Below are 13910 nucleotides of genomic sequence, written 5' to 3'. Positions count from 1 at the left end.
GGGCCTGTCGTATCACGCGCGGATGCGCGCCGGCATGGCCGATGCGCGTTCTTCGCGCCAGCGCGCGAACATCTCCTCGCGAACCCGCCTCGAACCCGAAAGCCGCTCCTTGGCCTCCGCCAGGACAGAAGGCGAAGCCTCGGCCGGCGTGCCGGAGCGGAAGGGCGGCGCCGGCGCATATTCGAGCGAGAGTTGCACGATCTCGGCTTCCGCCTGGCCGAGCAGTCTTGCGACGAGCGCCAGGCCGAAATCGATCCCCGAGGTGACGCCACCGGCGGTGATCAGCCTGCCGTCCTCGACGATCCGCGCATCGACGGGGACCGCGCCGAACTCTTCAAGGAAATCGTGGGCATACCAGTGCGTGGTGGCGCGCTTACCCTTGAGCAGTCCGGCAGCGCCAAGCACCAGGGCGCCGCTGCACACCGAGGTGATGTAGCGCGCCTGCGCCGCGCGCTCCCAGACGAAATCGAGAACCGCCTTGTCCTCGAGCAGCGCGTTGACGCCGCCACCGCCTGGAACGCACAGCACGTCGAGCGGCGGGCAATCCTCGAAGGTCGCCGTCGGTGTCAGGGAAAGGCGCGTCGAGGACGTCACCGGGTTGCGATCCTTCCAGATCAGTTCCACCTCCGCGCCCTTGACCGTTGCCATAACCTCATAAGGCCCGGTGAGGTCGAGTTGCTGGACATTGGGAAATACGAGAATGCCGAAACGGAGGCTCATGGAAATCTCCACAGTTGACTTGGGGCAGGTTGACTTCGGGCAATCTACGGCATCATGCTTTGGCCCGATCGCCAATCATCCCTCGTTTCAGGCCAAAGCCATGCGCCGCATCGAAATCCTCGCCTATCCCGACATCCAGCTCCTCGATGTCAGCGGCCCGCTTCAGGTTTTCGCCAGCGCCAACGACTTCAGGACACAAGCCGGCGAAGCGGCCGCCTATGAGGTCGTTGTCGTCGCCGCTTCGCCGCGGATCAGGACATCGTCCGGCCTGGTATTGGAGGCAGCGGCGCTGCCTGCGCACGGGACAGAGATCGACACGGTGATCGTGCCCGGCGGCTGGGGCGTCAACGCGGCCTGCGAGGAGGCTGAGCTGATCCAGTGGATCATCGGCCGCTCGCGCGATGCCACGCGAACGGCTTCCGTCTGCAGCGGCGCCATGCTGCTGGCTGAGGCCGGCCTGCTCGACGGCCGCCGCGCGGTTACGCATTGGGGACGCTGTGCGGAGTTCACCCGGCGTTTTCCGGCGGTTCGGCTAGACCCCGACCCGATCTTCATTCGCGACGGCAATGTGTGGACCTCGGCCGGCGTGACGGCGGGCATTGATCTCGCGCTTTCCTTCGTCGAGGCCGACCTTGGCCGGCGCATGGCGCTTGCGGTGGCGCGTGAGCTGGTGGTCTTCCTGAAGCGTCCCGGCGGCCAGGCGCAGTTCAGCCAGACACTCAAGCTGCAGGAAGGCGACGGGCGCTTCGACCGGCTGCATGGATGGATCCTGGACAATCTCAGCGCCGACCTTTCGCTGGAGCAATTGGCCGACCGCGCCAATATGAGCCGGCGCAGTTTCTCGCGGCTCTACCAGGAGGCGACCGGGCGCACACCCGCCCGCGCCGTCGAGGAGATCCGGATCGAAGCAGCACGGCGGATGCTGGAGCGGGGACAAACGGTCGGCCAGACGGCCCGGCGCTGCGGCTTCGGTTCCGAGGAAACGATGCGGCGCGGCTTTCTACGCGTCCTCGGCACCAACCCGCGCGACTACCGTGAGCGCTTCTGAGCGGGCCAACAAGGCCGTGTTGAGGATGGCTATGTCGCCAATCCCGACGGTCCGGGTCGAGGACTGCGTGAAGGAGCGCACCAAGGAAGGACACCGATGGCGCAACCCGGTCTGGCGCCCCAAGGACGGCTCATTTGCCGAATGGTAGACCGGCGCCGGGTGCTGAACTGGCAAAGATTCCGTGGTGCGAAAGCTTATAGCGCCGCCGGCAAAGGTCCAATCGCCGCAAGGCCGGCTTCGGTCAGCGCATAGACGCCGCGCTCGGCTCTGGCGAACCAGCCATAGTGATTGTGCAGAAGGATGCTCGCGGCGCGTGGCGAAAGCGTCTTGAGGTCGCGCGGCCGTTTCGGGCCGTCGGCCATGGCGGCGGCGCAGGCGAGCGCCTCCTGCCGATAGGCGGTCATGATCGGTTTCTTGCGCGTGCTGCCGCCGATGGATGGATCGCCCTTGCGGCGGTGATGCTCCTCGACCAAGCGTGAGCGCCGCCTGGGATCCCGGCGCGGCGGCAAGGCGGCGGGACTGAGCAACAGCTCCACCTCGCCCTTCTTGCCGACACCCAACAGGCCGAAACCAAGGCGGCGGCAAAGCGCTCGAAACCGGCGATCATGCTCGCGGCCCTTGCCGCGCGCGGACATATAGGCGGCGAGCCACACTTCGTCACACGCCGCCGCGCGGTCGACGGCTTGCAGGATCAGCTCGAGATTGAATTGCAGCTTCAACTCGCAGATGACGACAACCGGCGGCTCGCCATCGCGCAGGCCTACCACGTCGCAGCCGCCGATCTCGCCCTTGACGGCGAAATCCATGCTCTCAAGGAACCGCTTCACTGGCTCGTAGAGGGAAGTCTCCTGCATAGGCGACAGGCATAGCCGATTCGCGGCTGGTCGGCCCAGCGACACCATTGCGGTCACGGGCACCGACGTCAGGAGCGATACAGGTAATCCTCGATCGACTTCGCCTTCATCTCGATCGAAAAGCCCGGCGCCTGGGGCGGCATATAGGCGGCATCGCGGATGACGCAGGGCTCAAGGAAATGCTCGTGCAGGTGGTCGACATATTCGACCACCCGGCCGTCCTTCGTGCCTGACACCGAGACATAGTCGATCATCGACAGATGCTGGACATATTCGCACAAGCCGACGCCGCCGGCATGCGGCCAGACCGGCAGGCCGAACTTGGCGGCTATCAGAAGCACGGCCAGCACTTCGTTCAGTCCGCCCATGCGGCAGGAATCGATCTGCACGACGTCGATCGCGCCGCCGGCGATGAACTGCTTGAACATGATGCGGTTCTGGCACATCTCGCCGGTCGCGACCTTGATCGGCGCGACAGCCTTGCGGATCTTGGCATGGCCGGCGACGTCGTCGGGACTGGTCGGTTCCTCGATGAAGAAGGGCTTGGCGAAGGCGAGGTCCTTCAGCCAGTCGATCGCCTGGTCCACCTCCCAGACCTGGTTGGCGTCGATCATCAGGTAGCGGTCGGGACCGATCACCTCGCGGGCGATGCTCAGGCGGCGGATGTCGTCGGCGCGGTCGCGGCCGACCTTCAGCTTGATGTGATTGAAGCCGTCGTCGACCGCCTCCTGGCAAAGGCGCCTGAGCTTGTCGTCGGGATAGCCGAGCCAGCCGGCCGAAGTGGTGTAGCAGGCATAGCCTTCGCGCTCGAGCGTGGCGATTCGCTCGGCCTTGCCGGCCTCGGCCTTCTTCAAAATCTCAAGCGCCTCGGCCGGCGTGATGGCGTCGGTGAGATAGCGGAAGTCGACGATCCTGACGATCTCTTCCGGGCTCATCTCGGCGACCAGGCGCCAGACCGGCTTGCCGGCTTCCTTCGCCCAGAGATCCCAGACGGCATTGACCACCGCGCCGACGGCGAGATGCATGGCGCCCTTGTCCGGGCCGATCCAGCGCAACTGGCTGTCGCCGGTCACATGATGCCAGAAACGGCCGGGATCCTCTCTGACCCAGTCGAGGTCAAGCCCGACGACCAGATGGCGCAGCGCCTCGATCGCCGCGCAGCAGATCTCGTTGCCGCGGCCGATGGTGAAGGTGAGCCCATGGCCTTTCAGCGACGGGACATCGGTGTCCAGGATGACATAGGCGGCCGAGTAATCCGGGTCCGGATTCATCGCGTCCGAGCCGTCGAGGCTTTGCGACGTCGGGAAGCGCAGGTCGAAGGTTCTGAGGTCCGTGATTTTCGTCATTGCTGCCTCGTGCTGGCCTGCCTCGTCATTGGATCGCCGGACAGGCCTCAGATCGACCAGCCGCCGTCGATGTTGTAGGCCTGCCCAGTCGTATAGGTGGCGCCAGCCAGGTAGACGGCGAGATCGGCGATCTCCTCCGGCGTGCCGATCCTGCCCATCGGCTGGCGGGCAATGAAGGCTGCGCGCGCCGCCTCATAGTCGCCTTGCGCCTGCATGCGGCCCTGCAGCGAAGGGCTCTCGACCGTGCCCGGGCAGATGGCGTTGCAGCGTATGCCTTTGGCGACGTAGTCGGCGGCGATCGATTTGGTCAGGCCGATAACGGCGGCCTTGGTCACGCCGTAAGCAAAGCGGTTCGGCACGCCCTTGGGTGCGCCGGCAACCGAGGACATGTTGATGATCGCGCCATCGCCGCGCTCCAGCATGCCGGGCAGCACGGCGCGGATGGTGCGGATCATGGCACGCACATTGAGATTGAGGGCGAAGTCGAGATCCTCGTCCTTCATCTCCAGGATCGAGCCCGCATGGACGAAGCCGGCGCAGTTGAACAGCGCATCGACGCGACCGATCTCGGCGAAGGCGGCCTTCACCGCCTCGTCGTTCAGCACGTCGAGTTTTCGCGGCGAAATGCCAGGCGTCTTGGCGAGGTCGGCCAGGGCCGCCTCGTTGATGTCGGTGGCGTGGACGATGGCGCCCGCTTTCGCGAAAGCCAGCGCGCTTGCCAGTCCGATGCCTTGCGCCGCCGCCGTGACGACCACGACCTTGCCTGTAATATCCGCCATGTCCTTTGTCTCCGTCTTTCAGCCGGGCCGTCGCTCGACAATGTAGATGTGGTCGGCCGCCAGCACGACCTCGTCGCGCTGGTTCAAAACCTCGACACGCTCAATGACGCGTCCGGCGTTTGGCCGTTTCGGATCATCCTCTTTTGCCGCGATCGTCGTGCGCGTGCGGATCGTGTCGCCGATGAAGACCGGCTTGATGAAGCGCAGCCGGTCATAGCCGTAGGAGAAGGCGACCGGGTTGATGACGCTCGCCGTCAGGCCGACGCCGACCGAGAAGACCAGCGTGCCATGCGCGATGCGCTGGCCGAAGGGCGTCGTCTTCATGAACTCGGCATCCATGTGGTGCGGGAAGAAATCGCCGGTGTGGCCGGCATGGACGACGAAATCGGTCTCGGTGATGGTGCGGCCGCTGGTGAGCCGCGACGAGCCGATCTCGTAGTCCTCGAAATAGATGACCTGTTCCATCTCGTGCCCTACGGCTTTGCGGCGAGCGGCGTCGCCGGCGCGGCGCTCGATTTATAGGCGGCTTCGACCAGCGCCATGGTGTGCCAGGCATCCTCGACGGAGCTGACCAGCTCGGCGTCCTCGCCGGATGCGAAGCGCTGGACATTGGCCATGCGGCCGACAAAGGCATCGGGGAACCATTCGCCGGCGAGGGGGACGGGGACCCACTCCGAGCCGCCCTTGGGATGGATTTCCAGAATGTCCGGTTCGCCGCGCGGATAGTCGAGGTTGAGGCCGAGCTTGACATAGGCGGCGCCCTCGGTGCCGCAGATGCGGAATTCGCAGGCCTGATGCCGGCGCCCGAACTTGTGGTCGTGGTTGATCGACAGCGCGCAGCGCACCGTCTCGCCATAGTCGAGGATGGCGCTGGTGCGGGTCTGCGCGACCTTGTGATTGGGATGGCCGAGCGTTTTCGCATGGACACCCTTGGGGTCGCCCAACAGTTGGCGGATCAGGTCGAGATAGTGGATCGAATGCATGGCGATCTCAACGCGCGGCGCCTTGAGCAGGAATTCCCACAGCTGCCAGGGTGTGTCGAGCGCCAGAAGCGCATCGAAATCGACGACCTCGCCCAGCCAGCCCTTGGCGATTGCGTCCTTCAGCGCCAGCATCATCGGCGCGAAGCGGAGCTGGAAGTTGACCGCGGCCTTGAGCTGCTTAGCGCGGCAGATTTCGAGGATCTCCGTCGCCTCACCGAGATAATTGCCCATAGGCTTCTGGATCAGCGCCACGGCGCCGTCGGGCAGCGCCTTAAGCACCTCGGCGTGCCGGCCGGGCGGCGTGGCGAGGTCGAAGATCGCGTCCTGCACCGCCGCGGCCTCCTCGACCGAGCGGAACGCCGTCACGCCCCAGGTCTCGGCGAGCTTCTGCGCCTTCGCCTGGTCCGGGTCGTAGAGGCCGGAAATCGGGAAACCGCCCTTGCGGTAGGCAGGAAAATGCGCGTCGCCGACGATCGAGCCGGCGCCGAAGGTGACGATCGGGCGCGGCTTCGACGGCTTCGGCCAGGACTGCGACAGCGATGCCGGATCGAAGGCATCAGTCATAATGGAAGACCTCGTCCATCATCGCCCACCATTCGCCCTCCTTGCGCGTTTCCAGCGGCTCCTGACAGGGCATGCAGACCGACCACCATTCCTGCGTCTTGGGATCGGCCGCCATCTTGGCCATGTCGGCGGCGTAGTCGGTGCCGTGATATTCGAAATAGGAGAACAGCAGGTTCTCCGGCCGCTTCAGGTAGATCGAGTAGTTCTTGATGTTGCAGGCCGAGATCGTGGTCAGCACGTCCGGCCAGACGGCGGCGTGAAGGCGGACATATTCCTCGACCTTCTCGGGTTTCAACCCAAGCACCATGCCCATGCGCTGCATATCCGCCTCCCTATTTCACGATCGCCGTGGTGAATTCGGCGATGCTTCTTGCCTTCACGGCGTCCCAGTTCCAGTCGATGCCGATGCCCGGCTCGCTAGGCGCCAGCGCATGGCCATCCTCGATGCGCATCTTGGCGCCCGTCAACTCATCGAGCTGCGGAATATACTCGACATATTTGCCGTTCTGGATGGCGCAGACCAGGCTGACATGCAACTCCATCAGGAAATGCGGGCAGACCGGCATGTCGAAGGCCTCCGCCGCATGGGCGACTTTCAGCCAGGGTGTGATGCCGCCGATGCGGCCGACATCGACCTGGATGATGTTGGCGCCGCCTTTCTGCATGTACTCGCGGAAGTGCCTGATCGAATAGAGCGACTCGCCGACGGCGATCGGCGTCGCGGTCGAATTCGACAGCCGCACATGGCCATCTATGTCGTCGGCCGGCAGCGGCTCCTCGATCCAGGCAAGGTCGAGCTCGCGCAGCCGCTCGGCGCGGCGGATCGCTTCGTCGACGGAAAAACCCTGGTTGCAGTCGGTCATGATCTCGTAGCCGTCGCCGACCGCCCTGCGCACCGCCGACAGCCGCGAAAAATCCTCGGAGCCATGCGGCTTGCCGATCTTGACCTTCGAGCCAGTAAAACCCTTGGCCTTTGCCTCGAGCGCGTCATCGACCAAAGCCTGCTTCTCGATATGCAGCCAGCCGCCTTCTGTCGTGTAGAGCGGGCAGCGGTCCTTGGCGCCGCCGGCGAGCTTCCAGAGCGGCAGGTTCTGTTTTCTCGCCCGCAGGTCCCAAAGCGCCGTGTCGATCGCGGCCAGCGCGATCGCGGTGATGGCGCCGATGGTGGTGGCGTGGGTGGCAAATTCGAGATCGTGCCAGATCGCTTCGATCTGATCGGCGTCGCGGCCGATCAGGCACGGCGCCAGATGATCGGCCAGAAGCCGCATGACCGAAGAGCCGCCAGTGCCGATCGTGTAGCTGTAGCCGGTGCCCGACGCGCCGTCGGCATCGGTGACAGTGACGATCGGCGTTTCCTGGCTGACGAAGCTCTGAATGGCATCGGTGCGCTTCACCTTCGGCATGAGGTCGACCATGCGCAATTCGATTTTCTCGATTTTCGCCATGTCAGTTCCTCAGCGACTTGCCGGTTTCGGCGGAGAACAGGTGCGCACGGCTCAAGTCAAAACTCATGCCGATCCTGTCGCCGGCTTTCAGCGGCTTGGGATTGAGCATGCGCGAGACCCAGTCGGCGCCGTTGAACTCGGCAAAGACCAGCGTCTCGTTGCCGAGCGGCTCGGTGATGCTGACCGGCAGCTCGACGCGGTGGACTTCGGTCTCGCCGCCGGAACTCAGGCCGTGGCCGGTGGGGTAGAAATCGTCGGGGCGGATGCCGAACACGACCTTGTCGCCGGCCGCAGTCTTCGACTTGAACTGTCCGGGCAGAGGCAGGCTGTCGCCGCCGCTGAAGACAAGCTTGCTGTCGCTCACCGTCGCCTCGTGCAAATTCATCGGCGGCGAGCCGATGAAGCCGGCAACGAAGCGGGTGGCGGGCCGGCTGAACACCTCGTCCGGCGTGCCGACCTGCTCGATGTAACCGGAGCGCATGATGACGATGCGGTCGGCCAGCGTCATCGCCTCGACCTGGTCGTGGGTGACATAGATGACCGTCGACTTCACCTTGGCGTGCAGCTTCTTGATCTCGGTGCGCATTTGCGTGCGCAGCTTGGCGTCGAGGTTGGAGAGCGGCTCGTCGAACAGAAAGACATCGGGATCACGCACGATGGCGCGGCCCATGGCGACGCGCTGGCGCTGGCCGCCGGAAAGCTGCGAGGGGCGGCGCTCAAGCAGTTCGTCGAGGCCGAGGATGGCGGAGGCCTCGGCGACCCGCCGGTCCATGTCGTCCTTGGCCGCGCCCGCGATCTTGAGCGAGAAGCCGAGATTCTCGCGCACCGTCATATGCGGATAGAGCGCGTAGGACTGGAACACCATCGAGATGTTGCGCGAGCGCGGCGGCAGGTCGTTGACCACGCGGCCGCCGATATCGATGGTGCCGCCGCTGATATCCTCGAGGCCCGCGATCATGCGCAACGTCGTCGATTTGCCGCAGCCGGAGGGGCCGACCAGCGCGATGAACTCGCGGTCGGCGATCTCGAGATCGATGCCGTGCACGATCTCCATATTGCCGTAGCGCTTGGTGAGCCTTTTCAGCGAAACCGTTGCCATGCAGTTCAACCTTTCACCGCGCCGGAGGTCAGGCCGCCGACGAGGTGTTTCTGGACGATGTAGGTGAGGGTCAGCGCCGGGATGATCATCACCACGGCCAGCGCGCACATGCCGCGCCAGTCGATGGTGAACTCGGCCGTGTAGTCGAGCAGCCCGACGGGCAGCGTTTTGGAATTGACGGAACGGGTCAGCTGCGAGGCCAGCGCGAACTCGTTCCAGCAGGTGAGGAAAGCGAAAATGGCGGCCGAGGCGATGCCGGGCCGCGCCAGCGGGAATTCGACCTGCCAGAAGGCCTGCCAGCGCGTGCAGCCGTCAATTTGCGCGGCTTCGGCCAAATCCTTCGGCACCTGGCGGAAGAAGCCGTCGATCAGCCAGATGGTAAAGGGGATGTTCAGCGCCACATAGGCGAGGATCATGCCGAAATGCGTGTCAATGATGCCGAGCCGCGCATAGACGAAGAAGAGCGGCAGCGACATGGCGATGCCGGGAACGGTGCGGGTCAGCATCAGGCCGAGGAACATGCCTGACTTGCCGCGGAAGCGGTAGCGCGCGAAGGCATAGCCGCCGGCCATGCCGATGGCCACCGCGATCAGCGTCGAGGAAACCGAGATGATCAGCGAGTTGCGGAAATAGTCGAGCACCGGGATGCCGCCCTTGCCGATGCCGCTGAACATGGCGATGTAGGCGTCGAAGGAGAGCTGCTGCGGGATCCAGACCGGCGGCTTGGCCATGATCTCGACGGTCGGCCTGAGCGACGACAGCACGATCCAGATGCCCGGCAGGCAGATCAGGAGCATGGCCAGGAACAGGCCGACGCGATGCGCGACGGTCAGCGCGCGGCGGGTGAGGCGGGCGGAGGCGTTCTCGTCCATCGTCACCACTCCGCGCCGATCTGCGCGCGCGCCGCGGCGAGCTTGTTGTAGAAATAGACGGTGAAGGCGATCGACAGCAGGATCGAGAAATAGGCCATGGCGTTGGCAAGCCCCATGCGGGCATCGCTGTAGGCCGTGCGTCCGACCAGTGTCCACAACAGCTCGGTGCGGCCGGCCGGGCCGCCATCGGTCATGATCTTGACGATGTCATAGGCGCGCGCGACGTCGAGCGAGCGGATCGTCATGGCGATGTAGGCGAAGGGCATGACGAACGGCCATGTCACATAGCGGAAGGTCTGCCAGGGCGTGCAGCCGTCGACGCGCGCCGCCTCGATCGGCTCCTTCGGCATGGCAAGCAGGCCGGCCAGAATCAGGATGGCGAAAATCGAGGTCGACGACCAGATCTCGGCGATGGTGATGGCGGTGAAGGCGAGATGGCTTTCGATCAGCCACGGGATGGCGTCCTGCGTGATGCCGAGAGACTGCAGCGCGTTGTTCACCAGGCCGATATTGTCATTGAACATGAACTTGAACTGGAAGCCGACCAGGATCGGCGAGAACATCATCGGGAACATCATCAGCGTGCGCAGGATGCGCTGACCGCGAGTCGCCTTCTCGACCAGCATGGCCAGGCCAAGGCCGAGCAGCATTTCGAGATTGAGCGCGATGGTGAGCAGAAGCACCGTCCTGCCGAAGGCGTACCAGAAATCCGGATTGCTCAGTATCGAGACATAGTTCCTGAAGCCGATCAGCACGAAGAAGGTCTCGGGGCGGGTGAGGCGGAAGGGCGTGAAGCTGGAATAGAGCGAGAGCAGCAGCGGCACGAGCACCACCGCCGCTAGCACGGCGAAGGCCGGCAGCAGCAGGAGAATCGGCGCGGATAGCTTGAAGCCCTTCATCGGGATCCTGTCAGCGAGGTGAAGTGATCCAACCCCGGTCGAAACCGAGGATGGCATATTCCGCGAGGCTACGCGGCCGCCTCCCCGGTTGACAGGGAGGCGGTTGCGGGGCGAGGCGGCCTAGAGCTTGCCCGCGTCCTGGAGGATCTGCGTTGCCTTCGCGGCGGCATCGTCGAGCGCCTGCTTCGACGTCTTGTCGCCGAGGATGGCGGCCTGCAGCTCGGGATAGACGGCGTTGGAGATCTCGATCCATTCCGGCGTCTGCGGCACCGGGAAGGCGTTCTTGGCGGCTTCCTGGAAGGCCTGCAGCACTTCGGTCTTGTAAGGATCGGACTTCGCCTGCTCGAGGTCCCATTCCCACACCTTGGTGCGGGTGGGCAGCGGGCCGGCGGCGGCTTCCAGCTTCTGGCTGTCCTCGTTGGTCAGCCACCAGACCAGCGAAGCCGCGGCTTCCTTGTTGGCGCAGTTCTCGGTGACCGAGAAGCCATGCGCGCCGGACCAGCCGGAGCGCTTGCCGGACAAGCCCTTGGGCTGCACCTTGACGCCGACATTGCCGGCGACCTTGGACGACTTCGGGTCATTGAAGAAGCCGGCCCAGCCCGGCCAGTCGAGGTTGATCGCCACGGTGCCCGAAGCAAAGCCCTGGCCGAGATCGTCCCACAGATAGTTGGTGGTGCCGGCCGGAACCGCCTTGGCCTTGTAGAGTTTGACGAACCAGTCGAGCGCCTTGACGCCGGCCTCGGAGTTGAAGGCCGGCTTGCCGTCCTTGTCGAGATACTCGCCGCCGTCGGCGACCACCATCTCGTAGAAGCGGCCGTTGATCGCCTCTTCCTTGCCGGCATATTGGGTGCCGTAAAAATCCGGCGGGCTGGCGAAGAACTCGGCCTGCTGCGCCATCTCGTCGAACGTGTCCGGCGGGGCGAGCTCCTCACCGAATTTGTCCTTGTAGGCCTTCTTCTTGGCTTCGTCCTGGTACAGGCTCTTCTGGTAGTAGAGCGCCGAGACGTCGAACTGGGCGCGCGGCAGCATCACCAGCTTGCCGTCCAGCGTCCCGGCGGCGATGTTGGCCGGAACGAAGGCATCGATCTCTTCCTTCGGCAGCAACTTGGCGAGATCGGTGTAGATGCCCGGATATTGCGGCGCGAACGAGGTGTGGTTGGAGCCGACGCACCAGGTGATCGAGTTGGAGGCGATGTCAGACTTGATCTCCTTGTCGAGATCGAAGTGGTTCTTCTTCGACAGGATGTTGACCTTGGCGCCGGTCAACTTCTCCCACTCGGGAATGCGCTCGTAGAGCTTCTCATATTGCTGGCCGCCGATCAGCTTGGCGTCGATCGTCACGCCCGGAAATTTGCCGGGCAGATCGGCCGAAAACGCCGTGCCCCCCAACAGCAAGCCGGCCAGGCCGGCGGAAATGCCCAGAAGCAGTCTCATCATGTTCTCCTCCCAACGGCTCGCGGCTACGGCCGGCCGAATGCGCAGCCGATCGCCCAAGCTTCATTCATATGCAAATAGCATTTTTATTCCCGGGTCAAGGCGATTGTGCTTCCAGCGGAATGAAGTTCATGCATATATGCAGATCGAAATTCACTGGAGGGGCTCGTGGCAGAAGACGAAGACGGGGACCGCTACCGCGCGCCGGCGCTCGACAAGGGCCTGGATATCCTCGAGCTGCTTTCGAGCGTCGACGGCGGGCTGACGCAGGCCGAGATCGCCAAGCGGCTCGACCGCAGCCCGAACGAGTTCTACCGCATGCTCGACCGGCTGGTGCGGCGCGGCTATGTCACTAAGATCGACGGCGACCGCTATTCGTTGACGCTCAAGCTTTTCGGCCTTGCCCAATTGCACGCGCCGGTGCGCCGGCTGGTGTCCTATGCGACGCCGATCATGCGCGAATTAGCTGAAACATCATGGCAGGCCAATCAATTGGTGGTGTTCGACCGCGGCGCCGCCGTGGTTATCGCGCAGCAGGAAGCGCCGCGCTACTGGGGAATCTCGATCCGGGTTGGCTCGCATATCAGCCTGTTCGACACCGGCTCCGGTCATGTGCTGCTTGCCTTCCGCTCGCCCGAAGAGCGCAAGATGATGATCGCCGAGCATCTGCAGAGCACCGAACAGCTCAATTTGACGCCGGAGTTCTTCGCCCGCCTCGACCAGGTGCGCGACCGCGGCTACGAGATGATGGCCTCGCTGCAGACCGCCGGCGTCTACAATCTCTCGACGCCGGTGCTCGGACCCGACGGCAGGGCCATCGCGGCGCTGACCATTCCCTATATCACCCTCGTCAACGCGCCTTCGGCACCGGATATCACGCTGACGATTCGGCACTTGCAGGACGCCGCCGCAAGGCTCTCGCAGCTCGCCGGGTCCGATGTGGCGCAATCGTCTTAATTTCTTATTTGAATAATGGATTTTTAGGCGGGATATTGTCCGGCACAACGGGAGGAGACGCAGCCATGATCATCGACACGCATCTGCACCTCATCGACCAGGGCGCGCTCCGCTATCCGTGGCTGGTCGGCGTGCCGGCCCTGAACCGCGACTTCTCCTACGAGGAATATGCCGCCGATGCGCGGCGCTCAGGCATTGATGGCGTGCTGCATATGGAGGTCGATGTTGACTCCGCCGATATCGCCGCCGAGACCGCTTATGTGAAGTCGCTCGCCGGCCGGGCGGGCAGCCTGCTCAGGGGCGCGATCGCGTCCTGCCGTCCCGAAGAGGCCGGTTTCGAAGCCTATCTGGAGACGGTCAAGGCCGAGCCGTTCGTCAAGGGTTTCCGGCGCGTGCTGCATGTCATTCCCGATGATGTGTCGGAGGGAGCGCTGTTTCGCCAGAACATCAAGCGGCTGGCCGGCACCGGCCTGACATTCGACCTCGTCGTGTTGCCGCACCAGATCCCGAAGGCGATCGCGCTCGCCGATCTCGCGCCCGACGTCCAGTTTGTGCTCGACCATTGCGGCGTGCCTGACATCAAGGCCAAGGCCGAGCATCCGTGGCGCGAGCGTATGGGAGCGATCGCCAAGCGGCCCAACGTCACAGCCAAGATCTCCGGCGTCGTCGCCTATACCGATCCGGCGACCTGGACGGTCGAGACGCTCAAGCCTTATGTCGAGCATACGATCCGATGCTTCGGCTGGGACCGGGTGATCTGGGGCAGCGACTGGCCGGTCTGCACGCTGGGCGGCGGGCTGACGACCTGGATTGCCGCCACGCACGCGCTGCTCGCCGGAGCAAGCAACTCCGAGCGGACGCGTCTGCTTTCCGGCAATGCGCGCCGGCTCTGGCGGTTGGATTAGCTTTT

The 13910-nt window shown here is 64.4% G+C and carries 15 protein-coding genes and 1 pseudogene; 4 read left to right on the top strand and 12 right to left on the bottom strand.

Annotated elements, in window-relative coordinates; genetic code table 11:
- Positions 1-12 precede the first annotated feature (12 nt).
- Positions 13-720 (bottom strand): DJ-1/PfpI family protein, encoded by a 708-nt coding sequence (locus tag EN869_RS12380; RefSeq protein ID WP_127229769.1) that lies wholly within the window; start codon positions 718-720, stop codon positions 13-15.
- A 100-nt stretch (positions 721-820) separates the two neighbouring features.
- Here EN869_RS12380 and EN869_RS12375 point away from each other — a divergent pair, with 100 nt between their 5' ends.
- Both EN869_RS12375 and EN869_RS35045 read left to right on the top strand, forming a co-directional pair.
- Positions 821-1768: a GlxA family transcriptional regulator gene (locus tag EN869_RS12375; RefSeq protein ID WP_127229768.1), complete on the top strand. Its 948-nt coding sequence runs from the start codon at positions 821-823 to the stop codon at positions 1766-1768.
- A gap of 27 nt (positions 1769-1795) precedes the next feature.
- Positions 1796-1916 (top strand): annotated as a pseudogene (locus EN869_RS35045) (D-galactonate dehydratase); the annotation flags it as partial.
- A gap of 46 nt (positions 1917-1962) precedes the next feature.
- Here EN869_RS35045 and EN869_RS12365 read toward each other — a convergent pair.
- The 11 genes from EN869_RS12365 to EN869_RS12315 form a co-directional block, all read right to left on the bottom strand.
- Positions 1963-2622, bottom strand: coding sequence for a DUF2161 family putative PD-(D/E)XK-type phosphodiesterase (locus EN869_RS12365; RefSeq protein ID WP_127229767.1), 660 nt, complete (start codon positions 2620-2622; stop codon positions 1963-1965).
- Between the two features lie 68 nt (positions 2623-2690).
- Positions 2691-3968 (bottom strand): L-fuconate dehydratase, encoded by a 1278-nt coding sequence (locus tag EN869_RS12360; RefSeq protein ID WP_127229766.1) that lies wholly within the window; start codon positions 3966-3968, stop codon positions 2691-2693.
- Positions 3969-4015: 47 nt separating this feature from the next.
- Positions 4016-4747 (bottom strand): SDR family oxidoreductase, encoded by a 732-nt coding sequence (locus EN869_RS12355; protein WP_127229765.1) that lies wholly within the window; start codon positions 4745-4747, stop codon positions 4016-4018.
- 18 nt (positions 4748-4765) lie between these two features.
- Positions 4766-5212: a MaoC/PaaZ C-terminal domain-containing protein gene (locus EN869_RS12350; RefSeq protein ID WP_127229764.1), complete on the bottom strand. Its 447-nt coding sequence runs from the start codon at positions 5210-5212 to the stop codon at positions 4766-4768.
- Positions 5213-5220: 8 nt separating this feature from the next.
- Positions 5221-6294, bottom strand: coding sequence for a Gfo/Idh/MocA family oxidoreductase (locus tag EN869_RS12345; RefSeq protein WP_127229763.1), 1074 nt, complete (start codon positions 6292-6294; stop codon positions 5221-5223).
- Complete coding sequence (locus EN869_RS12340) at positions 6287-6616, bottom strand: L-rhamnose mutarotase (protein WP_127229762.1); 330 nt, start codon at positions 6614-6616, stop codon at positions 6287-6289. Before EN869_RS12340 ends, EN869_RS12345 begins: the two co-directional genes overlap by 8 nt.
- Positions 6617-6626: 10 nt before the next feature.
- Complete coding sequence (locus tag EN869_RS12335; RefSeq protein WP_127229761.1) at positions 6627-7739, bottom strand: mandelate racemase/muconate lactonizing enzyme family protein; 1113 nt, start codon at positions 7737-7739, stop codon at positions 6627-6629.
- A gap of 1 nt (position 7740) precedes the next feature.
- Positions 7741-8838, bottom strand: coding sequence for a sn-glycerol-3-phosphate ABC transporter ATP-binding protein UgpC (ugpC, locus tag EN869_RS12330; RefSeq protein WP_127229760.1), 1098 nt, complete (start codon positions 8836-8838; stop codon positions 7741-7743).
- A gap of 5 nt (positions 8839-8843) precedes the next feature.
- Positions 8844-9710: a carbohydrate ABC transporter permease gene (locus tag EN869_RS12325; RefSeq protein WP_127229759.1), complete on the bottom strand. Its 867-nt coding sequence runs from the start codon at positions 9708-9710 to the stop codon at positions 8844-8846.
- Between the two features lie 2 nt (positions 9711-9712).
- Complete coding sequence (locus EN869_RS12320; protein WP_127229758.1) at positions 9713-10609, bottom strand: sugar ABC transporter permease; 897 nt, start codon at positions 10607-10609, stop codon at positions 9713-9715.
- A gap of 120 nt (positions 10610-10729) precedes the next feature.
- Entirely contained in the window at positions 10730-12046 is a 1317-nt protein-coding gene (locus tag EN869_RS12315; RefSeq protein WP_127229757.1) for a sugar ABC transporter substrate-binding protein, read from the bottom strand.
- 165 nt (positions 12047-12211) lie between these two features.
- Here EN869_RS12315 and EN869_RS12310 point away from each other — a divergent pair, with 165 nt between their 5' ends.
- Together EN869_RS12310 and EN869_RS12305 are read left to right on the top strand one after the other, a co-directional pair.
- The gene (locus EN869_RS12310; RefSeq protein WP_127229756.1) at positions 12212-13000 is read left to right on the top strand and encodes an IclR family transcriptional regulator; all 789 of its coding nucleotides are present in this window, start codon (positions 12212-12214) and stop codon (positions 12998-13000) included.
- A 65-nt stretch (positions 13001-13065) separates the two neighbouring features.
- Positions 13066-13905: an amidohydrolase gene (locus EN869_RS12305; RefSeq protein WP_127229755.1), complete on the top strand. Its 840-nt coding sequence runs from the start codon at positions 13066-13068 to the stop codon at positions 13903-13905.
- Positions 13906-13910 lie beyond the last annotated feature (5 nt).

It is taken from the genome of Mesorhizobium sp. M2D.F.Ca.ET.226.01.1.1 (assembly GCF_004022705.2).
In the GTDB taxonomy this organism is placed as follows: Bacteria; Pseudomonadota; Alphaproteobacteria; order Rhizobiales; family Rhizobiaceae; genus Mesorhizobium.
This window is presented reverse-complemented; position numbering and strand designations above follow the sequence as displayed.

Bases quoted from the DNA above. Each gene is read 5' to 3' on its own strand.
- ugpC (WP_127229760.1), bottom strand. From the start codon at position 8,838: ATGGCAACGGTTTCGCTGAAAAGGCTCACCAAGCGCTACGGCAATATG.
- EN869_RS12325 (WP_127229759.1), bottom strand. From the start codon at position 9,710: ATGGACGAGAACGCCTCCGCCCGCCTCACCCGCCGCGCGCTGACCGTC.
- EN869_RS12365 (WP_127229767.1), bottom strand. From the start codon at position 2,622: ATGCAGGAGACTTCCCTCTACGAGCCAGTGAAGCGGTTCCTTGAGAGC.
- EN869_RS12345 (WP_127229763.1), bottom strand. From the start codon at position 6,294: ATGACTGATGCCTTCGATCCGGCATCGCTGTCGCAGTCCTGGCCGAAG.
- EN869_RS12320 (WP_127229758.1), bottom strand. From the start codon at position 10,609: ATGAAGGGCTTCAAGCTATCCGCGCCGATTCTCCTGCTGCTGCCGGCC.
- EN869_RS12335 (WP_127229761.1), bottom strand. From the start codon at position 7,739: ATGGCGAAAATCGAGAAAATCGAATTGCGCATGGTCGACCTCATGCCG.
- EN869_RS12340 (WP_127229762.1), bottom strand. From the start codon at position 6,616: ATGCAGCGCATGGGCATGGTGCTTGGGTTGAAACCCGAGAAGGTCGAG.
- EN869_RS12360 (WP_127229766.1), bottom strand. From the start codon at position 3,968: ATGACGAAAATCACGGACCTCAGAACCTTCGACCTGCGCTTCCCGACG.
- EN869_RS12305 (WP_127229755.1), top strand. From the start codon at position 13,066: ATGATCATCGACACGCATCTGCACCTCATCGACCAGGGCGCGCTCCGC.
- EN869_RS12315 (WP_127229757.1), bottom strand. From the start codon at position 12,046: ATGATGAGACTGCTTCTGGGCATTTCCGCCGGCCTGGCCGGCTTGCTG.
- EN869_RS12380 (WP_127229769.1), bottom strand. From the start codon at position 720: ATGAGCCTCCGTTTCGGCATTCTCGTATTTCCCAATGTCCAGCAACTC.
- EN869_RS12350 (WP_127229764.1), bottom strand. From the start codon at position 5,212: ATGGAACAGGTCATCTATTTCGAGGACTACGAGATCGGCTCGTCGCGG.
- EN869_RS12375 (WP_127229768.1), top strand. From the start codon at position 821: ATGCGCCGCATCGAAATCCTCGCCTATCCCGACATCCAGCTCCTCGAT.
- EN869_RS12355 (WP_127229765.1), bottom strand. From the start codon at position 4,747: ATGGCGGATATTACAGGCAAGGTCGTGGTCGTCACGGCGGCGGCGCAA.